19 protein-coding genes and 2 tRNA genes are annotated in these 24454 nt (G+C 63.0%); 4 read left to right on the top strand and 17 right to left on the bottom strand.

Annotation, left to right across the window (positions count from 1 at the left end):
- Positions 1–48: 48 nt before the first annotated feature.
- The 12 genes from C936_RS0109385 to C936_RS0109330 form a co-directional block, all read right to left on the bottom strand.
- Positions 49–1179, bottom strand: a complete 1131-nt coding sequence (locus C936_RS0109385) for a glycerate kinase (protein ID WP_018174034.1) — start codon at positions 1177–1179, stop codon at positions 49–51.
- Positions 1180–1192: 13 nt separating this feature from the next.
- Positions 1193–2554, bottom strand: a complete 1362-nt coding sequence (locus tag C936_RS0109380; protein WP_018138533.1) for a GntP family permease — start codon at positions 2552–2554, stop codon at positions 1193–1195.
- A gap of 158 nt (positions 2555–2712) precedes the next feature.
- Positions 2713–2786, bottom strand: a tRNA-Cys gene (locus C936_RS0109375).
- A gap of 98 nt (positions 2787–2884) precedes the next feature.
- Positions 2885–2960 (bottom strand) — tRNA-Gly (locus tag C936_RS0109370).
- Between the two features lie 74 nt (positions 2961–3034).
- Positions 3035–3586, bottom strand: a complete 552-nt coding sequence (pgsA, locus tag C936_RS0109365) for a CDP-diacylglycerol--glycerol-3-phosphate 3-phosphatidyltransferase (protein WP_018174021.1) — start codon at positions 3584–3586, stop codon at positions 3035–3037.
- A gap of 7 nt (positions 3587–3593) precedes the next feature.
- Positions 3594–5423: an excinuclease ABC subunit UvrC gene (gene uvrC / locus C936_RS0109360; protein ID WP_018174020.1), complete on the bottom strand. Its 1830-nt coding sequence runs from the start codon at positions 5421–5423 to the stop codon at positions 3594–3596.
- Between the two features lie 162 nt (positions 5424–5585).
- A complete protein-coding gene (locus C936_RS0109355) occupies positions 5586–6224 on the bottom strand; it encodes a uracil-DNA glycosylase (protein WP_018138530.1) in 639 nt (212 codons plus the stop codon).
- On the bottom strand, positions 6214–6690 hold the full coding sequence (locus C936_RS0109350; protein ID WP_018138529.1) for a CYTH domain-containing protein: 477 nt from the start codon (positions 6688–6690) through the stop codon (positions 6214–6216). Before C936_RS0109350 ends, C936_RS0109355 begins: the two co-directional genes overlap by 11 nt.
- A gap of 104 nt (positions 6691–6794) precedes the next feature.
- On the bottom strand, positions 6795–7757 hold the full coding sequence (locus tag C936_RS0109345; RefSeq protein ID WP_018138528.1) for a beta-ketoacyl-ACP synthase III: 963 nt from the start codon (positions 7755–7757) through the stop codon (positions 6795–6797).
- Positions 7754–8782: a phosphate acyltransferase PlsX gene (gene plsX / locus C936_RS0109340; RefSeq protein ID WP_018138527.1), complete on the bottom strand. Its 1029-nt coding sequence runs from the start codon at positions 8780–8782 to the stop codon at positions 7754–7756. Before plsX ends, C936_RS0109345 begins: the two co-directional genes overlap by 4 nt.
- 99 nt (positions 8783–8881) lie before the next feature.
- The gene (rpmF, locus tag C936_RS0109335; protein ID WP_012982981.1) at positions 8882–9079 is read right to left on the bottom strand and encodes a 50S ribosomal protein L32; all 198 of its coding nucleotides are present in this window, start codon (positions 9077–9079) and stop codon (positions 8882–8884) included.
- 106 nt (positions 9080–9185) lie between these two features.
- Positions 9186–9707 (bottom strand): DUF177 domain-containing protein, encoded by a 522-nt coding sequence (locus C936_RS0109330; protein WP_026278827.1) that lies wholly within the window; start codon positions 9705–9707, stop codon positions 9186–9188.
- 131 nt (positions 9708–9838) lie between these two features.
- Between C936_RS0109330 and C936_RS0109325 the strand changes: the two genes are divergently transcribed.
- From C936_RS0109325 to C936_RS0109315, 3 genes are read left to right on the top strand one after another with little or no spacing between them, the layout of a single operon-like run.
- Positions 9839–11257, top strand: coding sequence for an acetyl-CoA carboxylase biotin carboxylase subunit (locus C936_RS0109325; protein ID WP_018648937.1), 1419 nt, complete (start codon positions 9839–9841; stop codon positions 11255–11257).
- Between the two features lie 21 nt (positions 11258–11278).
- Positions 11279–13111 (top strand): sodium-extruding oxaloacetate decarboxylase subunit alpha, encoded by a 1833-nt coding sequence (oadA, locus tag C936_RS0109320; RefSeq protein ID WP_018648938.1) that lies wholly within the window; start codon positions 11279–11281, stop codon positions 13109–13111.
- Positions 13112–13116: 5 nt separating this feature from the next.
- Positions 13117–13710, top strand: coding sequence for a nucleoside triphosphate pyrophosphatase (locus C936_RS0109315; protein WP_018174017.1), 594 nt, complete (start codon positions 13117–13119; stop codon positions 13708–13710).
- On the opposite strand, the gene C936_RS0109310 is transcribed toward C936_RS0109315, so the two are convergent.
- A complete protein-coding gene (locus C936_RS0109310; protein WP_018138522.1) occupies positions 13711–14085 on the bottom strand; it encodes a metalloregulator ArsR/SmtB family transcription factor in 375 nt (124 codons plus the stop codon). It abuts the gene before it with no gap.
- A 525-nt stretch (positions 14086–14610) separates the two neighbouring features.
- Here C936_RS0109310 and C936_RS0109305 point away from each other — a divergent pair.
- A complete protein-coding gene (locus tag C936_RS0109305; protein WP_018648939.1) occupies positions 14611–15822 on the top strand; it encodes an integrase arm-type DNA-binding domain-containing protein in 1212 nt (403 codons plus the stop codon).
- A 154-nt stretch (positions 15823–15976) separates the two neighbouring features.
- Here C936_RS0109305 and C936_RS14635 read toward each other — a convergent pair whose 3' ends face one another.
- From C936_RS14635 to C936_RS0109290, 4 genes are all read right to left on the bottom strand, one after another.
- Entirely contained in the window at positions 15977–18058 is a 2082-nt protein-coding gene (locus tag C936_RS14635; RefSeq protein WP_196801240.1) for a S1C family serine protease, read from the bottom strand.
- A 149-nt stretch (positions 18059–18207) separates the two neighbouring features.
- Entirely contained in the window at positions 18208–21432 is a 3225-nt protein-coding gene (locus C936_RS0109300; protein ID WP_018648940.1) for a type I restriction endonuclease subunit R, read from the bottom strand.
- A complete protein-coding gene (locus C936_RS0109295; protein ID WP_231363231.1) occupies positions 21429–22670 on the bottom strand; it encodes a restriction endonuclease subunit S in 1242 nt (413 codons plus the stop codon). Before C936_RS0109295 ends, C936_RS0109300 begins: the two co-directional genes overlap by 4 nt.
- Positions 22667–24211: a class I SAM-dependent DNA methyltransferase gene (locus tag C936_RS0109290; RefSeq protein WP_081616878.1), complete on the bottom strand. Its 1545-nt coding sequence runs from the start codon at positions 24209–24211 to the stop codon at positions 22667–22669. Before C936_RS0109290 ends, C936_RS0109295 begins: the two co-directional genes overlap by 4 nt.
- Between the last annotated feature and the right edge of the window lie 243 nt (positions 24212–24454).

The raw sequence follows: 24454 nt of genomic DNA, 5'->3' as shown, positions 1-24454 counted from the left end.
TAGTGCCATGGATGGCCAGGCCACGGACCGCCCGTTGTTATCCGTTCGTTAGACCGATCGCGCCCCTCGCGCCTCCACCAGTGCGCGCGTACGCTCCATGATCCAGCGCCCGGGCTCGCCCATCGCCTGCTCCAGCGTGATCGTGCCATCACAAAGGGCGCGCGCGTCGGCGAGCCCCACCGCCTCGAGTTCCTCCGGGGTGGCATCGATCGAACCGGCCACGGCGACGACCGGCACACAGCAGCGCCGTGCCCGCCGAACCACCTCGGCCACGACCTTGCCATGCGCGGTCTGGCCGTCGACCTGCCCCTCGCCCGTGATCACCAGATCGCTCCCGGCGATCGCCGCATCGAGATCGATCAGATCCGCCAGGTACACCGCCCCCATGCGTGACTGCCCGCGCAGGACACAGGCCAGTGCAAAGCCCAGTCCGCCGGCAGCCCCCGCCCCGGGCATGGCGCCCGGGCGGCGCAACTCCCCCGCCTCGTCAATCGCGCGTTCCAGCCGCTCCATGTAGGCATCCATGCGTGGCACGTCTTTCGTGGCCAGGCCCTTTTGCGGGCCGAACACCGCCGCAGCACCCCGGTTGCCCGTCAACGGGTTGTCGACATCGTTCAGCACCGTGATGCGGAGTCCCGCAAGCCGTGGCTCCAGACCAGAGAAATCGGCACTTTCCAGGTGCTCCAGCCGGTCCGGGACAGGATCCAGCTCGGCCCCATCTCGGTCCCGAAAGCGGACCCCCAGTGCGTGCAGCATCCCGGCACCGCCATCCACCGTGCCGCTGCCCCCGAGGCCGATCAGCACATGCCGGGCACCGGCATCCAGGGCGGCAAGGATCAGCTGCCCCACGCCGCGGGTATCGAGCCTCCACGGATCGCGCTCGGCCTCGGGCACCAGGTCCAGCCCACAGGCCGAGGCGACATCAATCACCGCGCGTCGGGTGACGGCATCGCACCCCCAGCCCGCCGAGACATGCTGCCCACGCGGATCACGGACATCGGACAAATGCCAGGCCCAACCCATGGTATGGCTGACCAGTTCCGCCGTCCCTTCTCCTCCATCCGCCATCGGCAACGCCCGGATGCGGGTGGATGGACTCGCGGCATGTACACCGCGAGCCATCGCCTGGGCCACGTCTGCCGCATCCAGACTGCCCTTGAAGCTGTCCGGACACAGCACGACCCGCCTCAGCTCAGACAAAGACGAGCCCCAGCAGGTAGATCACGATCATCGCGCTCACACCCTGCAACAGCGTGGCGGTCGTATAGGCCTTGTAGGCGGTCGACACCTTCATGCGGCTGAACTGGGTCACCACCCAGAAGAAGCTGTCGTTCGCGTGGGAGACAGTCATAGCGCCGGCACCGACCGCCATCACCGCCAGCACCATGCCCATGTCGGAGTCCAGGCCCAGCGAGGGCAGCAGTGGTGCCACCATGCTCGAGGCGGCCACCAGCGCAACCGTCGACGAACCCTGGGCCGACTTCAGCGCAGCCGCGAGCAGGAACGGCACCAACAGCCCCAGTCCAAGACCGGTCAGCATGTCACCGAGCTGGTCACCAATCGGGGTCTCCTGCAGCACGGAGCCAAACGCGCCGCCGGCCCCAGTGATCAGCAGGATCGGCGCCGCGAGCAGGACCGCATCGACCGTCATCTGGTGGAAACGCCCGCGCTTGTCACCACCCTTGACCAGCAGCAGGGCGAACACCACGCCAATCGCCAAGGCGACCACCGGCTGGCCGAGGAAGATCAGCCCCTCCGCGAACATGCCGGGATCGGCATCGCGCGTGGCCAGCGACGCGATCGAACCGATGGAGATCAGTACAATCGGCGCCAGGATCGGCATGAATGCCGCCAGGGTGGACGGGCGATGGGCCAGATCGGGCTCCGGCTTCTTCACCTCCTGGCCAGTCGCCTCCTCGATCGGGTCCGGCTCGAGCAGTTCGTCGTCGTTCGCGTGGGTATAGCGGCTCGCCCAGAGCCAGCCCACTGCCGCCGCCACGGCGGCCACCAACAGGCCGAACAGGATCACCAGCCCTAGCGCATCGGCGATGCCGATGTTGCTGGCCGCGGCGATCGGGCCCGGGGTCGGCGGGACGAAGTTGTGCGTGGCGAACAGACCCGTCGCCAGTGCCACACTCATCGCCACCAGGGACACGCCCGCCTTCTTCGCCAGCGCGTTCTTCAGGGAGTTCAGGATTACGTAGCCGGAGTCGCAGAACACCGGGATGGACACGATGTAGCCGATGATCGTGGCCGTAAGGTTCGGGAATCGATCCGACAGCGCCCGGATGATCGCCTCCGCCATCACGATCGCCGCCCCGGTGCGATCCAGGATCACCCCGATGATCGTACCCAGCGCGATCACGATCCCGATATAGCCGAGCGTACCGCCGAAGCCATCGTTGATGACGCTGATCGCCTCTTTCGGGGCAATACCCCCGATCAGTGCCATCACGAAGGCCGCCAGCAACAGGGCAAGGAAGGGGTGGACTCGCAGCTTCACGGTGGCAAACACCAGTGCCGCCACGACGATAATAAGGCCAACAATCAGCATCTCGCGTCCCCGTCTTGTTGTGGTTATCGAGTTAAGAGCATAGACCCTGTAACCCTTATTGGGACGAGAATTTCCATACTGATTTCGATCCGCGCTGGCACGCCATACCGACAAAAGAAAAGGCCGCCCGAAGGCGGCCCTGGCGCGAAGCGCGATGATGGAGGCTGGGGTCGGAATCGAACCGGCGTACACGGATTTGCAGTCCGCTGCATAACCACTCTGCCACCCAGCCTGTATCGGGTGGGTCCCGGTCCGCATGATGCCCGCGTGATGCGACAGGCGGCGGCCGAAACAGAAAACCCCGGCCGAACCGGGGTTTCAGGAATCTGTTGGAGCGGGAAACGAGATTCGAACTCGCGACCCCAACCTTGGCAAGGTTGTGCTCTACCAGCTGAGCTATTCCCGCTCTTCGTTAACGGCGCGTATTCTACCGCACCGGGGGCGAACGTCAATACCCCGCCGGTGTTTCCGTGCGGCCAATCAGCGCCCGCGCGCAGCCGCCAGCATGTACTGCACCATCGAGACCAGCGTCAGGATGGCCGCCAGATACAGCAGCCATTCACCGATCGCGAAAATCGGCAGCCCGGCGACCGGCTCCGCCCACAGCAGGAGGAAGATCGCCACCATCTGGGCGGTGGTCTTGACCTTGCCGACCCAGGATACGGCCACCTTCGCGCTGGCGCCGACCTCGGCCATCCATTCGCGCAAGGCCGAGATCGCGATCTCGCGCCCGATAATGACGACCGCCGCCAGCGCCAGGCCCACGCCCGGGTTGTGATCCACGACCAGGACCAGCGCGGCGGCCACGATCAACTTGTCCGCCACCGGGTCGAGGAACGCACCGAAGCGGCTGGTGACCTCCCAGCGCCGAGCCAGGTAGCCGTCCGCCCAGTCGGTGATCGCGGCGAGCGCAAAGACGATCGCCGCGACGATGCCGGCCGTGGGCATCGGCAGCGCGTAGAACACGGCGATCAGCAGCGGGATCATCACGATCCGCGACCAGGTCAGCCAGTTGGGGAGTTCACGGATCATCTGCTGGTCAGCCCTCGTGAAACTGGTCGTAAATCGCCTGCGCGAGCCGCCGGTGGATGCCCGGCACCTTGGTCAGCTCGTCGACGCCGGCCCGGGCCACTCCGCGCAGCCCCCCGAAGTGGCGCAGCAACGCGCTGCGGCGCTTCGGCCCCAGCCCCGGGATCGACTCCAGGGTCGATTCCTTGCGCGCCTTGGCACGGCGCGCACGGTGCCCAGTGATCGCGAATCGGTGCGCCTCGTCGCGAATCTGCTGGATCAGGTGCAGCGCACCCGAGTGCGCGGGGAGTATAGAGGGGGCCTCCACCCCGCTCAATATCAGAGTTTCCATACCCGGCCGGCGTTCCTCGCCCTTGGCGACGCCGATCACGCGGATGTGATCCAGCCCGAGGTCCGCCAGCACATTGAGCGCCTGCGTAACCTGCCCCTTGCCACCATCGATGAACAGGATGTCCGGCTCCTGCCCTTCCCCCTTCTTCAGCCGCGCGAAGCGCCGGCTCAGGGCCTGATGCATCGCGGCGTAATCGTCGCCGGGCTCGATGCCGTCGATGTTGAACCGCCGGTAGTCGGACTTGATCGGCCCCTCGGGCCCGAACACCACACAAGAAGCGACCGTGCGCTCGCCGCCGGTGTGCGAGATGTCGAAGCACTCCATGCGCTTCGGGGGATTCTCCAGATTCAGTTCGGCGGTGAGGGCGTCCAGGCGCGCGGTCTGTCCGGCCTGACTGGCAATGCGGGTCTTCAGCGCCAGTTCGGCATTGCGCCGCGCCATATCCAGCCAGCGCGCCCGATCCCCGCGCAGCGACCAGGCGACCTGGACCTTGCGGCCCCCGCGGCGCTCCATCAGGAAGGCCTCCAGCGCCGGCGCGCCTTCCGGCTCGTGCGACAGCAGCACGCGCGCCGGCGGTTCGCGTTCGGCGTAGTACTGCGCCAGCACCGCCGCCATGATCTCCCCGGTGTCAGTGGCCTCCGGCACGTTCGGGAACAGCTCGCGGTTGCCCAGGTTCTGTCCGCCGCGCACGAAGAAGATCTCCACGGCCACCGCGCCCGCCTCCTGCGCCAGCGCAATCACGTCGGCGTCACCCTCGCCGCCGGAGACAAACTGCTGCTCGGAGATCTGGCGCAGCCGCGCGATCTGGTCCCGCAGCCGGGCCGCATGCTCGAAGTCGAGACGCTCGGAGGCCGCCTCCATGCGCTGCATCAGATCGGCGATCACCACCTCGCTCTTGCCCTGCAGGAACTGCACGGAAGACTCGACGTCGCGGGCATACTCCTCGGGCGTGATGTAGCCCACGCAGGGTGCCGTACAGCGCCCGATCTGATACTGCAGGCAGGGCCGGGAGCGGTGCGCGAACACGCTGTCCTCGCACTGACGCACCTGAAACAGCTTCTGCAGCAGCGCCAGGCTCTCGCGCACCGCCCCGGCCGACGGGTACGGACCGAAATAGCGCACTCCCTTCTTTTTCGCGCCCCGGTGAAAACCCAGACGCGGGTACTCCTGACCGGACACGAAGATGTAGGGGTAGCTTTTGTCGTCGCGCAGCAGCACGTTGTAGCGCGGCCGGTGGCGCTTGATCAGGTTGGCCTCGAGCAGCAGGGCCTCGGCCTCGGTGTGCGTGACCGCGACGCGGATGTCCGCGATCTGGCGCACCATCGACCGGATCCGCGGCCCGCGATCATCCGAACCGCGAAAGTAGCTGGCCACACGGCTCCTGAGATTGCGCGCCTTGCCGACGTACAGCACGCCGCCGCTGGCATCCAGCATCTGATAGACGCCGGGCGACTGCGTCAGCGTCTTCAGGAAGGCCTTGGAATCGAAACTGGTGTCGGGGGCACTCATGACAGCTTCAGGATACCGGAACGGCCAAGGGAGTCGGCCAAACCTGCAGGGCAACTGGGCGTGAGAGATGTCAGCAGAGGGCGTTCAATGCCCTTCGCACGTTGGTACCTCGACACCTTTGGGCCCCACGCCATCGCGAGCAGCCGGACCAAACAGGCTTTTCTACTCGAGGTGGGTACGGATGCGGGCGAAGAGTTCGCCGAACATGGCCGGGGTGAGGCGGCGGGTCTGGGTGTTGTAGCGGGAGCAGTGGTAGGAGTCGATCAGCCGCATGCCATCCAGTGCATGCTCGGCGCCGTGGGCAAAGCGCAGGCTGGACAGCGGCAGACCCCGGGCCCGCAGCACCGCGTCATGGGCGATCTTGCCCAGCGCCAGGATCACCCGGGGCTGCATCGCATCCATCTCCGCGGCCAGGAAACCGTTGCAGGTACGGATTTCCTCGGTGGTGGGCTTGTTCTGCGGCGGCAGGCACTTCACCGCATTGGTGATCCGGCAGTCCAGCAGTTGCAGCCCGTCGTCCGCGCTCACGCTCTCGGGGCCGGTCGCAAAGCCGTACTGGTGCAGGGTCTCGTAGAGCAGCACCCCGGCGTAGTCCCCGGTGAAGGGCCGCCCCGTCGCGTTGGCCCCGTGCATCCCCGGGGCGAGTCCAACGATCAGCAGGCGGGCATCCAGCGGCCCAAACGAGGGCACCGGAGCGGCATGGTAGTCCGGGTGCTTCGCCCGCACGTCTTCCAGAAAACCGGCCAGGCGCGGGCAGCGCCGGCAGTCCGGATCGAACACGGGAAAGGAATCAGCTTGCATCGGGCCAGTCGCGGTAGGGGTTCCGGGCCAGCTCGGTGTTGTAGTAGCGCGGGTCGTGCGAGACCTCCTCGCCCAGCCACTCGGGGCGCGGGAAGTCGGCATCGCTCGCGGGCAATTCCAGCTCGGCGACGATCAGGCCGGCATTGGCGCCCTCGAACACGTCGATCTCGTATTCCCAGCCGTCCACATCCACCCAGTAGCGCGTCTTCTCGACCTGCGGACCCGCGAGGGTGTCGAGAAGGCGATGGGCCTCTTCGACCGGGATCGCGTACTGGTACTCGTCGCGCTCGACCCCCAGGGTCGCGCTCTTGATGTTCAGGTTCGCGCCCTCCTCGTCCACGCGCACGCGGATCGAGGCGCGATCATTGCCGCACAGATAGCCCTGGCGCATGCGCTGCGAGCGCACCACGGCCTCGCGCCAGGTATCACTGGCCAGCAGAAACTTGCGTTCGATCTCGCGACCCATGTCGTCGACTCCCGTCTTTCGGCGAACCGCTTCGTATCAGTCTTTGGCAGGGGCTTCGCCTGCAAGCAGGCTCCCACAGGAATGGAATCGCGAAGCGGCGCGCGCTACATCCGGATCAGCGCGGAGCCCCAGGTAAAGCCGCCGCCAAAGGCCTCAGTCAGGATCAGGTCGCCCTTCTTGATGCGCCCGTCGCGCACGGCGGTATCCAGCGCCAGCGGGATGGACGCAGCAGAGGTGTTGCCGTGCCGGTCGACCGTGACCACGACGTTATCCATGGACATGTTCAGCTTCTTGGCCGTGGCCTGGATGATGCGGATGTTGGCCTGGTGCGGGACCAGCCAGTCCAGCTCGGACTTCTCGATCCCGTTGTATTCCAGTGTCTCGTCGACGATCTGGTCCAGGGTGTTGACCGCGACCCGGAAGACCGCGCGGCCTTCCATGCGGATAAACTCGAGATCCGGGTTGTCGCCGGGCTGCGAGACCCCGCCCGGGACCTCCAGCAGGCCCTTGTGGTGGCCATCCGCGTGCAGGTGGGTGGAGATGATGCCCGGGTCCGGCGAGCGCGACAGCACCACCGCGCCCGCGCCATCGCCCCACAGGATACAGTTGCCGCGGTCGGTGTAGTCGGTGATGCGCGAGAGCGTCTCGGCCCCGACGACCAGCACATGCCGGATCTCGTCGCTCTGCATGAAGCGATCGGCCGTGGCGAGTGCATAGACAAAACCGGAACACACCGCCTGCACGTCGAAGGCCGGACAGCCACCGATACCCAGCTTCGCCTGCAGGATGCACGCGGTACTGGGGAAAATCTGGTCCGGGGTCGTGGTGGCGACGATGATCAGGTCCAGGTCGGCGGGACGGATGCCCGCGGCATCCAGCGCGCGCTCGGCGGCCTTCAGCGCCAGGTCGGAGGTCACCTGGTTTTCGGCCACGATGTGGCGCTCGCGAATCCCGGTACGCTCCTGGATCCAGGCATCCGAGGTATCCACCATGGCCTCGAGATCGGCGTTGGTCAGGATCCGCTCGGGCAGGTAGCTCCCGGTCCCGCTGATGCGTGCATGCTTCACTGCGCGTGCTCCTGCCCCAGTAGCTGACCCAGCTGCTTGTCGATGCGGCTGGAGATGTTCGCCTCCGCCTCGACCCGGGCGATGCGGATCGCGTATTCGAATGCCAGCGCATCGGCACTGCCGTGGCTCTTGATCACCACGCCCTGCAACCCCAGCAGCGAGGCCCCGTTATAGCGTCGGTGGTCAAAGCGGTGGCGCAACCGGCGCAGCACGGGCAGGGCAAACAGTCCGGCCAGACGCGAGTACAGCGAGGCACGGAATTCGGCCTTCATGTTCGTCGAGATCATCTTGGCCACGCCCTCGCTGACCTTCAGCGCGACGTTGCCGACAAAGCCGTCGCAGACGACCACATCGACATCACTGCAGTAGACGTCGTTGCCCTCGACGAAGCCGACATAGTTCAGACTGGATTCCTCCAGCATGCGCCCGGCCTCGCGTACCCGATCGTTACCCTTGATGGCCTCCGACCCGATATTGAGCAGTCCCACCTTGGGGGCCTCGAGCCCGTCCACCGCATTCGCCAGCACCGAGCCCATCACCGCGAACTGGTACAGGTGTGCCGCCTCGACGTCCACGTTGGCGCCAAGATCCAGCATGTGGGTATGGCCGTAAAGCGACGGCAGCGCGGTCGCGATCGCCGGACGATCGATCCCCGGCAGGGTCTTCAGCACATAGCGCGCAGTGGCCATCAGCCCGCCGGTGTTACCGGCGGACACACAGGCCTGGGCCGTGCCTTTCTTGACCTGATCGATGGCGACCCGCATCGAGGAATCGCGCTTGGTGCGCAGGGCGACAGCCGGCGACTCCTCCATGCCGACTACCTGGCTGGCATGCACGATTTCCACACGCTCGCGCTCGGCAGGCGTCCAGTCGGCAAGACCGGATTCGATTGTCGCCTCGTCCCCCACCAGCAGCAGGCGGAAGTCGTCCGCCACCTTCAGCGAACGGCGGGCGGCCGGCAACACCACGGGGGCCCCATGGTCGCCACCCATCACGTCCAGGGCGATGGTGAATTCTCGGCTCATGCGCGCGCCCGCGAGACACCCAACGACCGGGCCCGATTAAACGCGGAAAGGCCACGGTGCAGCCGCAGCCGTGGCCCCAGCAAGGTCATCACGCCGAGCTTAGTCTTCGTCGTCTTCGACTTCGACGTCCTGCTGGATCACCTGACGACCACGGTAGAACCCGTCCGGGGTCACGTGATGCCGGCGATGGACCTCTCCGGTGGTCGGATCGGTGGACAGGGTCGCGCCCTTCAGCCCGTCGTGGGAACGGCGCATATCGCGCTTGGAGCGGGTCTTGCGGCGTTGTTGCACAGCCATGATGAATCTCCAGATTAATCAAATCCCGCCTGTGCGGGGTTAGCCCGAATCAAAAACGGGCGCAAGTATAGCGTTTCGAGCCGGGCGGCGCCCTGCTCCGCCCGGCCTACCGATCCTCGCCGTCGCTCGAACTGCCCTTTAGCTGCTCGAGCACCGCAAACGGGTTGTCCTCGCGCTGCCCGGGAACAAACTCGGGTTCCACTGCGGGCTCGCAGTCCACGTGGCGCGGCACCAGCGGCCAGGCCAGCAGCACCTCGTCCTCGGCCCAGACCGCCGGGTGCAGCCGTCCGTCGTCCTCGAGTTCGAGGATGTCCTCGTCCGCGCCCAGGCCTTCTACGGAGCCGCCCGCCGGCAGGATCACCGCATCGGTCTCCAGCCGGAATTCCCAGGCCATCGGCTGCAGGCAGCGCTGGCAGGTCTGCCAGAGCTCGCCGGTGATCACACCGGCCAGCCGCACCTCGTCCAGCGCACCGCGCTCCAGCCCGAAACGGACATGGACTCGCAGCGGGTGCTCGGCCAGCGCCTCGTCCCGCAGGCGCGGCAGGTCCTCCGCAGACAAATCGCCTTCGAATTCCTGGTGCCGGGCCCGTGGCTGCCACGGGTCGAGAGATACGGGAATACGACTCATAGAACACTCAAATACAAGGGCGCGGAATATACGCGCGAGAGGGCCGTTCTGTCAAAGCGAAACAGAAACTTGCAGGCCTTCGACTGCATGCCGATACTCGGGCTTTCACTGACCTTCCCAAGGCCTTCCGTTTGATCCGCAAGCTGCTCATAGCCAACCGGGGCGAGATCGCCGTACGCCTGATCCGGGCCTGCGCGGAGATGGGGATTACCTCGGTCGCGGTGCATACCGACGCCGACCGCCACGCCCTGCACGTTAAAAAGGCGGACGAGGCCTACGCGATCGGCCCCGACAGCATGGGTGGCTACCTGAGCATCCACCGGCTGCTCAGTGTGGCCCGGGCGGCCGGATGCGACGCCGTACACCCGGGATACGGCTTTCTCTCGGAGAACGCGGATTTCGCCGCGGCCTGCGACGCGCGCGGGCTCACCTGGGTCGGCCCGGACGCCAGCGTCATCCGCCGCATGGGCGACAAGGTGGCCGCGCGAAAGGCAATGATCGAGGCCGGGGTCCCGGTCACCCCAGGGTCGGAGGGCAACCTGGAAACCCTGGAGGCCGCACTGGAGGCCGCCGAGGCCATCGGCTATCCGGTGATGCTCAAAGCGACCAGTGGCGGCGGCGGGCGTGGCATTCGCCTGTGCGACGACGCGGACGCCCTGCGGCGCAACTTCGACCGCGTGCGTTCGGAGGCGACCCGTGCGTTCGGCAGCACCGAGATCTTCCTGGAAAAGGCCGTGGTCAACCCGCGCCACATCGAGGTACAGATCCTCGCGGACACCCATGGCAATGCCGTGCACCTGTACGAGCGCGACTGCTCCGTGCAGCGGCGCCACCAGAAACTGGTGGAGATCGCCCCCTCGCCGCAGTTGAGCGAGGCCCAGCGCGAGCACCTGGGCACACTGGCCGTTACCGCCGCCCAGGCCGTCGGCTACCAGAACGCCGGTACCGTCGAGTTCCTGATGGACGGCGATGACACGTTTTATTTCATGGAGATGAATACGCGCCTGCAGGTCGAGCATCCGGTGACCGAGATGATCACCGGCGTGGACATCGTGCAGGAGCAGTTGCGCATCGCCAGTGGCGAACCCCTGCGTTACAACCAGTCGCAGATCACCCGGCGCGGCTTCGCCATGGAATTTCGCATCAACGCGGAAGACCCAACCAACGACTTCCTGCCGAGCTTTGGTCGCATCACGCGCTACTTTGCCCCGGGTGGGCCGGGCGTGCGCACCGACGGCGCGATCTACACCGGCTACGAGATCCCGCCGCACTACGATTCGATGTGCGCCAAGCTGATCTGCTGGGCGCTGGAGTGGGACGACCTGCTGGCGCGCAGCAACCGGGCCCTGCGCGACATGGGCGTGTTCGGGGTCAAGACCACCATCCCGTATCACCTGGCGATCGTGAACCACCCGGATTTTCGCCGCGCGGATTTCAATACCGGCTTCATCGCCGAGCACCCAGAACTGACCGAGCTACCGGCCAAGCGCTCCGACCGCCATCTGGCCGTCGCGATCGCCGCCGCAATCGCCGCCCACCACGGGTTGTAACCCCCGGATATCGGACTGACCATGGATCGAGTTCACATCACGGATGTCACCCTGCGCGACGGCCACCAGAGCCTGATCGCCACGCGCATGCGCACCGAGGACATGCTGCCGATCTGCGAGCAGATGGACGCGATCGGCTTCCACTCCCTTGAGGCCTGGGGCGGGGCCACGTTCGACGCCTGCGTGCGCTTTCTCAAGGAAGACCCGTGGGAGCGCCTGCACCAGCTCAAGGCCGCGCTGCCCAACACCCCGCTGCAAATGCTGCTGCGCGGGCAGAACCTGCTCGGCTACCGCCACTATGCCGATGATGTCGTGCGCGCCTTCGTCGAGCGGTCCGTGGCCGGTGGCATCGACATCATCCGCATCTTCGACGCGATGAACGATGCCCGGAACCTGCGCACCGCGATCGAGGCCACCCGCGAGGCAGGCGGCCATGCCCAGGGCACGCTGTGCTACACCACCGGACCGGTACACTCCGCCGCCCAATTCGTCGCCCTCGCCCGCGAGCTGGTGGACATGGGGGCACAGAGCATCGCGATCAAGGACATGGCCGGGCTGCTGACCCCGACGGCCACCCGCGAACTGGTAACCGAGCTGGTCGACGCACTGGATGTCCCGATCCACCTGCATGCGCATGCGACCTCGGGTCTGTCCGAGCTGTGCCACTGGCAGGCGATCGAGGCCGGCTGCCGCCACATCGAGACCGCGATCTCCGCCTTCGCCGGGGGCACCAGCCACCCCCCGACGGAGAGCCTGGTCGCGGCCTTGTCCGGCACCGAGCACGACACCGGCCTGGACCTCGTGGCCCTGCAGAAGATCGGCCTGTATTTCCACGAGGTGCGCAAGAAGTACCAGCGCTTCGAGAGCGAATACACCGGCGTCGACACCCGGGTGCAGGTGAACCAGGTCCCGGGCGGGATGATCTCCAACCTCGCCAATCAACTGCGCGACCAGAACGCGCTGGATCGCTTTGATGCCGTGCTGGAGGAGATCCCGCGCGTACGCGAGGACCTCGGCTACCCGCCCCTGGTCACGCCGACCTCGCAGATCGTCGGCACCCAGGCGGTGATGAACGTCCTCGCCGGGGAGCGCTACAAGACCATCACCAACGAGGTGAAGCAGTACCTGACCGGGCACTACGGCCGCGCGCCGGGGCCGATCAACCGCGTGATCCAGCGCAAGGCGATCGGCAACGCCGAGGTCATCGACGTGCGCCCGGCGGACCTGCTAAAGCCGGAGATGGACCATCTGACCCGCGACATCGGCGATTTGGCCCAGGGGCCGGAGGACGTACTGACCTTCGCGCTGTTCCCCGAGGTGGGACGTTCCTTCCTCGAGCAGCGCCGCGACGGGACACTGGAACCGGAACCATTGAACCTGCCCGAGAACACCCAGGCGGGCTGCCCGGCGCCGGTCGAGTTCAACGTCACTTTCCACGGGGAGTCGTACCATATCCGCGTGAATGGCAGCGGCCACCACCGCGAGGACACGCGGCCGATGTACGTCACCATCGACGGCATGCCGGAAGAGGTCCTGATCGAGACGCTCGACACCATCGACACCGCCGGCGGCGGTAGCGGTGGCGCCGAGTCGCCGCGCACGGGCAAGAAATCCCGCCGCGCCACCCGCCCGGGGGATGTCACCACGTCCATGCCGGGCACGATCATCGACGTCCTGGTGGCCGAGGGCGACACCGTGGAGGCCGGCCAGCCGGTGCTGGTGCTCGAGGCGATGAAGATGGAGTCCGAGATCGCCGCGCCCATCGCCGGCACCGTGCGCGCGGTAAACGTGGCCAAGGGTGCGGCCGCCAACCCGGACGATGCCCTGATCGAGATCGACAGCCCGGATGCGTAAGCCCCATGCGTGAAATCGTCCTCGCCTCGACCTCGCCCTATCGCGCCCAGCTGTTGCAGCGGCTGCATCTGCCGTTCGCGACGGCGGCCCCGCAGGTCGACGAGACGCGGCTCCCGGACGAAGACGCGGCGGCCCTCGTGCAGCGCCTCGCCGAGGCCAAGGCCCGAGCAGTCGCTGGCACCCACCCGGGCGCATTGATCATTGGTTCCGACCAGAGCGCCAGCCATCAGGACCACATCCTCGGCAAGCCGGGCAATCCCGAGCGCGCCCGCGAACAGCTGGCCTCGCTGTCCGGCGGCACGGTCACCTTTCACACCGGGCTGTGCCTGCTGGATGCCTCCAGCGGCGAGGCGCAGGTAGAGGACGTGGAATACGTCGTCAGCTTCCGCCGGCTGTCGGACGCCGAGATTCGGGCCTATGTCGCGCTGGACAATCCCGTGGACTGCGCCGGCAGTTTCAAGTCGGAAGGCCTGGGGGTCAGCCTGTTCGAGCGCATGGAGGGTTCGGACCCTACCGCCCTGGTGGGTCTTCCGCTGATCCGCCTGTGTCAGTGGTTGCGGGAAGCCGGCATTGCCATGCCTCCCACCGAAGTACGCTGATCAGGCCTCCGACGAGCGCCGGGAAACCGGGAGCCCCAGATCGGCATCACGCCACATTGTCTGCAGGCGCGCATGATCCTCGCGCAGCGTGCCATTGACGCGCGAAGCCTCGGCCGTCGACGCCAGCACCTCGCGGGCCCACTCCGGCAGTTGCGGATGCAGCCGATAGTAGATCCAGTTGCTTTCGCGCCGGGTCGTCACCACGTCCTGCTGGCGCAGCGCGGCCAGATGACGCGAGACCTTCGGCTGCGAGATCTCCAGCGCAGTCATCAGCTCGCATACACAGAGCTCGCGCTCCATGTGAATCAGCAGCAACGAACGCAAGCGGGTGTCGTCCGCCAGCAGGCTGAACAGGACAGTGGGGGTCAGAGACATAGGAAATCCGCTTTGGCCGATCCGGCCTTTATAAGTCGACCATTTCGCACAAGATTAGCACGCTCGGGAGCGTGGAACCCCCAATGCGTGCAGGCATTCAGCAAAACCGTCAGCGATGGGCTTGGCGGTACACGCTGTCACTGAGCCCGGAAAACGCCTTCCAGCGCGCCGACTATCGTCATTCCGCCCCTTAGAGCCCCCAACCAATACGCCTCGCCCTTCGGGCCGTCACCTGCGGTGACGTTCGGGTACCGCTGCGCGTCACCCGTCGAACCACCTTTTCTGTATCTCGGGTCCGAATCCCGAACCCTCGGGGACCAGACGTGCGAAAGGGGCCACTCGGGCCCCTTTCTGGATCTGGCGGAGAGTGAGTCCGTCGACTCATCGTCCATATGGTTCCATTTAAGTCCTTATACTTTCATTTTTTCAGTGCCTTATGGTACTAGTGAGTCCAGAGGCATCCAACGAGTTCCATGATAAATGGGGGACTCGATGGGGGACGGGAAACAAGTATGAGGACTCCACATGGCGCTCCACAAGCTCAGTGCGCGGAAGGTAGAAACAGCCGCAACCGGCAAGCACGAAGATGGCGGCGGTCTGCGCCTGGTCGTATCGGCAACAGGGGCCAAGAAATGGGTGCTACGGGTAACCATCCGTGGCAGAAGGCGAGAGATGGGCCTCGGCGCCTATCCCGACGTGACCCTCGCCACGGCGCGGGATGAGGCCGCGCGTTGCCGGTCAATCGCCAAAACCGGGGGCGACCCCATAGCAGAACGGAACGCCGTAAAGCGGCAAACGCCCTCGTTCACTTCCTGCGCCGCCCAGTACATCCGTAGTCAGAGGCACGGTTGGCGAAACCCGAAGCACCGGCGCCAGTGGGTGCGGACGCTGAAGACGTACGCGCGACCGGTTATCGGCGAAAGGCTAGTGAGTGAAATCACCACCGAAGACATCCTCCAGGTCCTCTCGCCCATATGGAAAACCAAGAACGAGACAGCCAAGCGGGTGCAGGGCCGCATCGAGAACGTCCTGGATTTTGCCGCCGCTCACGGCTTCCGAGCCGAAACCAATCCAGCGCGCTGGCGTGGCCACCTGGACAAGCTTCTGCCCAAACCGACCCGTGTCCGCGCCGTTGCCCACCACCCTGCGATGCCCTACTTCGATGTTCCCGCGTATATGGAGGAGCTCCGGCACATGGACGGTATTGCGCCCAAAGCCCTTCGCTTTCTAATCCTGACCGCCACACGAACCAATGAGGTACGACTAGCCACTTGGAACGAGATCGATTTGGAAAACGAGACCTGGATTATTCCGGCCAGCAGGATGAAGAGCCGCCGCGAGCACCGGGTCCCGCTGTCGCCCGAAGCTCTGACCATCTTGGATGCGCTTCAAAGACTGCCGGAAAACCCCTACCTGTTCCCCGGGATGCGGATGGGGCGCCCTCTTTCCAACATGGCCCTACTCAACATCATGAGGAAATCCGGATTTGGCGTCGGCCGCGACCGCGGCAACTACGTACCACACGGCTTCCGCTCAAGCTTCCGAGACTGGTCTGGTGAGGTTTCCACCTTCCCGCGCGACGTCGCCGAAATGGCTCTCGCCCACGTCATCGAGAACAAAGTAGAAGCCGCTTACCGGCGTGGCGATCTCTTCGCTAAGCGCCGACAGATGATGCAGGAGTGGGCAGACTACCTCTGCAAACGGTCCGGAATGGGTCTTACACCGACCTGTGTGTAATCCATCACTGAACCGACTGCCCATTTTGACCGACCAGGCACACTGGATCGCTGGCCAGGTCCATACCCGCGCTGCACCCCAGTACGCCCATTACCGGTATTTGCCTGGCAGTTGAACTCCGCAAATTGTACACGTTATCCAAACACCCCTAGCTTCAGCGGCCCGCGGCACCCAGAATTTGCCGAACTCTATCCGCGTGAACGGCAAAGCCAATCCCTTGACTATCTGCCAACAGCGCCGTGTTTACCCCCAAAACCTCGCCATTGAGCAACAATGGCCCACCCGAATTACCTGGATTAATTGCTGTATCCGTCTGTAGAACCGGTATGGATTCACCGAAATTCGACCGATACCTACTCGCACTAATGACGCCTCGAGTGATCGTAAATTCCAGACCCCTCGGATGCCCAATCGCAACGACATCCTCCCCTACCGGAACCGCGCCAGAATGCAGCGGCAATGGAACACCCAGCTCACGAACTTCGACCAATGCCAAGTCACCAGCTGAATCAGTCGCTATCACACGTCCGACATGCACTCTTCCGTCTCTGTTCCGAATCTCTGGATTGAGCACATCTTCGACCACATGGGCATTCGTCACGACAAGATTCTCGCGCACGTAAAACCCAGACCCAAGACCACCCGCTGAGACAACCACCACACTCGGGAAAAACGACGCGGCTCCCACTTCCGGCTCCCCACTCGGAGCCCCAACTCTTTCACCCGCGTCATGCCGTGAACTCACTACTCGCCCTTGGTCGAGTAGCGCAACAAGCGTACGCTCATTACTCGGCCCTGAGCCAAACTGTAGGTTTCCCACGACGTCTTTCGGTGCCAGCGAAACCGTTAATTCTCGGAACGATTCCGAAATCTCTCGCACCCCATCACTCGAATGCCTATTGAACCGATCATGAGCTCGAACACCCGATGCAACCTCGGCCTCCTTCGTGTCTCGCACCGTTATAGAGCCGCGCCCCACTCTATCGTGCTCGTGGTCAACCACTAGTATCTCGAAGCGTGACTCCTTATCGAGCCTCATCTTCCGGACCGAGTACTCATATGTTTGATACACGGGCTCGGTTACTTGCATGGGAATACTACCTAGCCGGTTAATCGCATTCGTCAGACGCGACTGAAGGCCCATAGCCTGCCCCTGTGCGAAACCCTGAGAAATCGGATCCTGGGCATAAGCAGCCGAAGTTTGTGCCTGCTGCAACTGAGCACGTAAATTGTTTACTCTTGCCTGAGCTCGCTGATATTCCGGGTTCGGTACATGACGTTCAGACACTCGAAACTCTGAGGGCTGACTGTAAACGGCCAACTCGCTAGGGGTTACACTCTCACGAGACCTAACCAAAAATACTTGGAACCTGTGCCCTGGACTCCCCCAAATATCCTCTATTACAACCTCATTTGGCTGCACAGGGGACGGGTAGACAGATCCCAGTTTCAAATTGGCCCCAGCAGCTTCCGAACCATCACCCGCTGTGGACCACAATGTTTGGTCGATAACATAGCTTTCCGGTATAACGCCTTCGGGTCTTTCAACTTCGATCATTTCGTACACGGCGTCTGCGTGATCGAATAACTCCCGAAGCGCACTACTCGAAGAACTGTCCAGATCGACTTGAGAGATAAGTGCGAGCGCGAGTTCCGACCGGCTTTGATCGCCCCAGTCATCAAACTCAGATGGGACTGGGTACAAGTCAACGCACTCCCGGAAACCAGACATACCGCATTCAGACACGAGGCGGGGCTTGGCCAGATACCATTCGGCACGGGCTTGGTCTACTGCGGAGACAAAATTCCCCACAGCGTCTCGGTCATCTACATCTTGCTGCCCGTCATAGATCGAGCTTAGAGTCGAGGCGCGACCGAAAAGATGTCGTTTTTCGGGCCAAGATTCAGGCGCAGACTCAACCGAAAGAGCTTGAAGCTGGTTCCCCAGAGCGGTCAGATAATCCTCTGAGTCGGGTGATTCCGCCAAGCCTTGAGCCAGATCCCGTATAACAGACCATCGTGGATCCTGGCCTTCTTCGATTTCCATATAGACCGTAAAGGCTTCCGAGATTCGGCCTTCTCGGACCAAGCGCTCGACATGGTCTGCTTGTGAAAAATTATCGTCGTAGACTGCTTCTGTAGGTTTAGGTGCCGGTCCTGCGAGACATCCGGCCAAGGAAAAAGCGACCATTACGCTGGTGCCCGCAAAAATGAACCGCTCAAGAGTTGGATGCATCATCGCTTACCGTTTCAGTTGTTCATCGGGGATTGGGTCGAACGAGCCTGGCGCACCTTTGTCATACGCGCCGTTCTCCTGCCTTGCAGCGATCAAGACCAATGGCGCTGCCCGGCGTGCCTACGATTCATGGGGGTTGATCGGAACTCCTACGCTTGCGCACCAGCGTACGCGCTGACGCCTGGTCCGTAGTAGTTAGCCATGAGGTGCTGAAAAGCGGTATCGCATTTCGCCTCGTACGTCTGCTCGTCGAAGCTGTCTGGCAGCTGTCGATCCAGGACGATCTCGAGTGTCCGACGGACCTCGGCTCTGGCCTGGGCCTTCTTCCGCCAGTCCAGGACCAGTTTTTCCTTCTTCAGGGTCTCCAGTAGATCTCGACACATGGTCTTCACCTGAGAGATTTCCTTATCGGTCATTGCGGGGGCCGGTTTCGTCATGATATCGAACAGTGCCAGTTCTTCCTCCGTGAGGCCCTCGCGGATTGCCCTCCGGTCTTCTTCCTGCAGCTCGTCAGTGAACTCCATCAACTGCTGGAAGAAGGTTTCGACGTTGAGGCTTCCGGTGTTGTACTTCTCGATCAGCTTCTGCAGCTTCTCCATGAAATCCGCCCGGCTGGGGTTCCTGGCTACCATGGTCTCCAGCTTCTGGGTCAGCAGTGCCTTCAGCCGCTCGGCTTCTGTGCGCTTTCGACCCTTGGCGAACCTCTGCTGCAGCTTCTCGAAGTCGATCTGGCTGAGGTCGAACAGCTTCTCTTCGTCTGTTTCCTCGATGACATAGGGCACCGGAGCGACGGACTGATCCAGGAGATCATCCACCTCCCTCATCACCTGAGAGATGTCCACCTCGGGTTCCAACGCCTTGATCTTCTGAGCTAGCACCGACAGAAGCACCGCGTCAGGAGCCAGCTCGTTAGCAGAAGGGTCCGGCAGGATGGCCCTGTAGACCCGGGATACCGCTCGTGCGTGGTTCAGGAACGACTTCCTGGTCTCTTCACTCGCCAGCAGCTTCTCGCGAGCATCGTCCAGCAGAGCCACCTTCTCGAAGCCTTCCGCAGACTTGATCGCCTCATGGTCGATCTGGTTCGTGGTCAGCAAGCCCAGAGCCTCCGCGAGGAGATGCCTCAGGTACTCGACCAGCTCCGCCTTCTGTTGGATAGGGCTCCCGCCGTCCTGACCAGGCTGATCCCCATAACCAGCTGGTGGTTCACCAACACCAGACGATGGCAGTCCGCCGTAGATGGCCAACGCCTCCTGCAGCTTCCTGAAGACGCCCGCATAGTCCACGATCAGACCCGCCTCCTTGCCGGGGTACTTTCGGTTCGCCCTGGCGATGGTCTGCATCAGGGTGTGGTTCTTCATCGGCTTGTCGAGATAGATGGTCGAGCAGGAAGGCACGTCAAAGCCGGTGATCCACATGGCGCAGACAAACACCAGCCGCAGCGGGTCATTGGCATCCTTAAACTTCTCGTCGAGGTCTTCCTCCACCATTCGCTTACGATGGGGCAGGATGTCGAGCCCCTTGTCCGCCAGCTCCTTCACCTCGTTCTGCCCCTGAGAGACCACCACCGCCATGTCGGTCTTCTCCAGCACCTTGATCTTGTGCCTCAGCGGCTCCTGCTGCTCTTCTGGGGCGGATCCCCGCTCAGTCCTGAGGCGCTCCAAGTAGGCGCTCCAGTGAGCCTGAACCTTGTCGTACATCCTCACAGCGGTGGCCTTGTCGATACAGACCATCATCGCCTTGCCCTGGTGGCCCCTACCGACAAAGTGCTGCACGAGATCCTCGGCAATAGCCTCCAGCCGATCATCTCGGGTAATCAGGTGGTACTCCCGGGCGAATACCCGCTCGACCTTTCTCTCCTGCTCCTCGTCCAGCTCAGCGTCTTCCAGTAACTGTGTCAGGTCCTCGTTCAGGTTCTCGTTGATCAGCTGCAGCTCGGGGATGCGGTTCTCGTAGTAGAGCGGCACCGTCGCCCCATCAGCGATGGACTGCCCGAAGTCGTAGACCGAGATGTAGTCACCGAACACCTCCTTGGTCTTCTCCTCACCCGCCATCAGCGGTGTCCCGGTAAACCCTAGAAAGGCGGCATGAGGCAGCGCCGTGCGCATGTTCATGGCCAGGGTGTCGTACTGGGAGCGGTGGGCCTCGTCGGTAATGACGATGATGTCCTGCCGGTCGGAGAGCTTGGGATACGCCTCCCCGTTTCGAGTGCCGAACTTATGGATCAGCGTGAAGACATAGCGATGGTCTTCGGTCAGCAGTTGTTTCAGATGGGCTCCACTCTCAGCGTGAGCCTCCACCTCGTTGACCGCGCCCGTGGCGGCAAAGGTCTTGTAGATCTGCTCGTCCAGTTCGTTGCGGTCGGTGACGATCACGAACGTCCAGTTGCCGGGGATCGTGCGGTGGATCTTCTGCGTGAAGAACACCATGGACAGCGACTTGCCCGAGCCCTGGGTATGCCAGAACACCCCCAGCCGACCGGCCTCACCGGCAGGACGATCCTTGATGCGCTTCAGCTCGGCAATGGCCTTGTTCACGCCGAGGTACTGGTGGTTCTTGGCGATCTTTTTGATGGTGCCGCCCTGGGCCTCCTCGAACACCGTGAAGTTCTCCACCATGTCCAGCAGACGCACAGGCTCCGCGATACCGCGGATAGCCGTCTCAAGGGACACAACACCCTTCTCACCCTCGTCGTTGATGCGCTTCCACTCGAAGAGGTGCTCCCATGGTGAGAAAGTGCTCCCCACCACGGTCTCAGAGCCGTTGGAGAGCATTACCACAGCGTTATAGGTGAAGAGCTGGGGGATCACCGAACGGTAGTCGCTCAGGTTGCCATCATAGGCAGCCTTCAGCGTCTTGTGGCTCGCCTTCAGCTCCACGAACAGCAGCGGCAACCCGTTGACGAAACCGACCAGATCGGTGCGCCGGGTATGCAACTCACCACGAACCCAGAACTGTGAGGTCAGCAGGAAATCGTTCTCCTCGGGCTGGCTCCAGTCGATCACCCGTACCGTCTCTATAGCGGTGCCGCCATTCTCCTCGGACAGCTCTACCTTCACGCCATCCTTGAGCAGCCGGTAGACCTCCAGGTTGGCGTTCACTGGCAGCAACTTCGACCGGTCGCGGGTCAACTCCTCAATGGCCTTCTCTAGGGCATCGGCGGGCAGCTCGGGGTTGAGCTTCTCCAGGGCCACCCGCAGCCGAGGCACTAGTACCACATCCTGCTGGGTCTGCCGCCCCTCGCTCGATACCGTTCCCGTCCACTCCCCATAGAGATTGGCCGTGTCCCACCCCAGCTGATCGAACAGCTCAATAGCGGGCTGCTCCACCAGAGCATCCTCCGAGTAGTCATAAGCCGGGGATGGCGGGGGCGTCATGCGGCTTCGATCTCCTTGTCGTCGGGCATGGGGATGTCGGATACGTTGATCTCACCCGAGACCAGCTTGGGGAGCAGCAGGTCGCGTTGGGCGCGGAGGTTGTTATTTTTCCGTGCGAGGGTGCGGATCTGTTTGAAGCAAGGCGCAACGAACCCTTGGAAAGCAGCTAGGGTAGCTTGATCCGGTTGAACTACGGGGAGCTCCCTAAGGCTTTCAACACGAACCCGCTGCCTACCGGTGGCACCAGACATGCTCTTGATGGCCACATCGCGGAACCGGTTACTTCTCGCTAGCAGATAGACCATCTCGGGACACAGAGACGTCGAGCGCATCACAATAAATTCAGTAGAGCCACAGCCGGTTGGCTGATCCACAGGCAGGAAGTCAACGAACCCTGTTTTTCCGTTTTCAAGGCAAGGAGTGATGCGAGCAACCAAGGTATCGCCATTTTGGAATTTCGCACCACTGTTGCCAGCTTTTTTCTCAAGGCTACCAACGACCATGCTCGATTCTGATAAGGCTCCCATCGGTACAAACCACTTTTCCCCATCCTTGGGAACCTTGGTTTTTGGGTTCAAAGCCACCACATCTTCAAGTCGGCGAACCTCCCATCCCTCAGGAGTCCTCCCTAGCTCACTCTCCTTGAAGCTCACCTCCTTATACCCAGGGAAACGGAAGTGGACGAACCACTCTTCGTACAGCCGCCGAGCCATCTCCTCAAGGATCTCGATGCGGCGCGTGTTGTTCTCGATGAGGTCGTCGTAAGCGGAAAGGATGGAGGCGATTCGATGCTGAGTTCCCAGAGGGGGAATCGGAATATAGGCTTGGCGAAAGAGAGGATGGTGCCCCTTGTAGTCACCTATCGTAACCCGACCCATGGCGGCATAGTAAAAGTACCTTGTGTCACACACGCCATCTTTTCCTACCTTTGAAAAGATGTTCTGAATGCAGGAATATGGGTGCGTCACAAGCCGCATCGCACAAGTGTGATTAGCAAAAGTTACGACCGGGCTCTTAGGTGAGGCAGCAACCCCTGGGGCATCATTATGATATCCAACAAATCCTGATTCGCCTTGGCTCAATACAGGTACATCACCAATCTCAAAGGTCGTTTTTCCAGAATATAACTTCCCAGGCTTCAGCTGTTCACACGCTTCGTTTGTCGTGAGCGCTATCCAGCCATCAGGGAGATCTGGCACATCCTCTTTCCGCAACCAAAGAGGTTGAGTCACAGTCATCTTGAGGCCTCCATAATGACCGAGACGCTCTCAGAGATTACACCTTCAAGCTCTTTAGCCCCAGAGTTCAGCACCTCCAGCTCCTCAGCCAGCTCCTCCAGCCGCTCTGTAAAATCCACATCCTCGGCTTCCCTCGCCGCTGCCCCGACATAACGCCCAGGGTTCAACGACCAGCCCTGCGCCTCGATCTCTTCCCGAGTCGCCACCTTGCAGAGCCCAGGCACATCGGCATAGCCTTCGCTAAGCCCCTTCTCGGCCAGCAGCGGCTCGCTACCCTGGTCCAGCTCGATGTCTTCACCACGGTAGAGGCGAACGATGTTGGCCAGGAACTCGATCTGCTCCGGCAGCCAGTCTCGGTGCGCACGGTCGATCTGGCGGTAGAGGTGGCGAGCGTCGATGAACAACACCTTGTCCCCTCGCTCGGTTTCGCTCTTGGCCCGGTCAAAGAACCAGAGGGTGCAGGGCAGCGTGACGGTGTAGAAGAAGTTCGGCCCCACCGAGACGATCACGTCTACGGCACCGGACTCAATCAGCTTCTGACGGATCAACTGCTCGCTGCCTTGGGCATCCCCCGCCGAGTTGGCCATGACGAAGCCAGCCCGTCCATCCGGTGTCAGGGAAGAGTAGAAGAGCTGCATCCAGAGGTAGTTCGCGTTGTCCGTCTTGGGCATCCCCAAGGGGAATCGCGGGTCCCCCTCCAGCCGTTCCTTGTCCACGCCGGAGACATTGAACGGCGGATTGGCCATCACAAAGTCGAACCGCCCCAGGGCGTCGTGCGGGTCCTCGTAGTAGGTGTTAGCCACCCGTACATCACCGGATAGGCCATGCACCGCGAGGTTCATCTTGTTGAGGTTGACGGTGGTCTGGTCCTTCTCCGTTCCAAAGATCGAGATCTCGTCCATGGCCGTCTGGTGGTGGCGCTCTACGAAGTCTGCCGAGTGGACGAACATGCCACCTGATCCACAAGCCGGGTCGAAGATGCGCCCGTGGTAGGGCTCGATGATCTCCACGATCAGCTTGACGATGGACTCAGGCGTATAGAAGACCCCGCCCTTCTGGCCTTCGTTCAGGGCGAAGTTGCCGAGGAAGTACTCGTAGACCTTGCCGAAGGCATCCCCGGAGAGATCCACCGGCCCCAAGAGCTTCAAGAGCTCCATCAGGACCCAGTTCTCCAGTTGTGTGTAGTTGCGCGGCAAGGCGCCCCGAAGGTCCGGGTTCTCCACCTCGATGGCCTTCATGGCATCGTTGATGGCCTTGCCGATGTTGTCGGCCTCGGTCAGATCCAGAAGGTGAGAGAAGCGGGCAGTCTCCGGCAGGAAGATCACGCCCTCGGCGAGGTAGTCGTCCTTGCTGACCTTACGCCGCCCCCCGGACCCTACCGGTCCGATCAGCTCCTCGGCAGCGGCGTATTGCTTCTCGGCGTACCGCAGAAAGATCAGCCCCAGCACCGGGGCCGAGAACTCGGCCGGCTTGAGACCGGTGTTGGCCCACAACTTATTGGCTGCCGCCCACAACCGCCTCCTTTCATCCCCCTCGACCATTCCTGCTCTCCCATCCTTGTTTAGTGCCGATTCTTGCACCGTGCCCAACTGCGACCACTGATCGCCACCCTTACTCGGGCCACTGCCCCACTTCAATTACGGTTTAATCCGGCAAGATACCGGAGGATCTCTCATGATCCAATGACCGGTGAGCGGAGCCCGCTGGCCGCCGCCGCGCCACCCCCAACACGCACGGATGAGATCTATGCCTACAACTTGGAGCCCAACGGGTGTGCACAATTA

Origin of the sequence: Thioalkalivibrio sp. ALJ4, assembly GCF_000377225.1 — a bacterium.
Classification (GTDB): Bacteria; Pseudomonadota; Gammaproteobacteria; order Ectothiorhodospirales; family Ectothiorhodospiraceae; genus Thioalkalivibrio.
The sequence above is the reverse complement of the archived record's forward strand: the minus strand, read 5'-3'. Positions and strand labels throughout refer to the sequence as shown.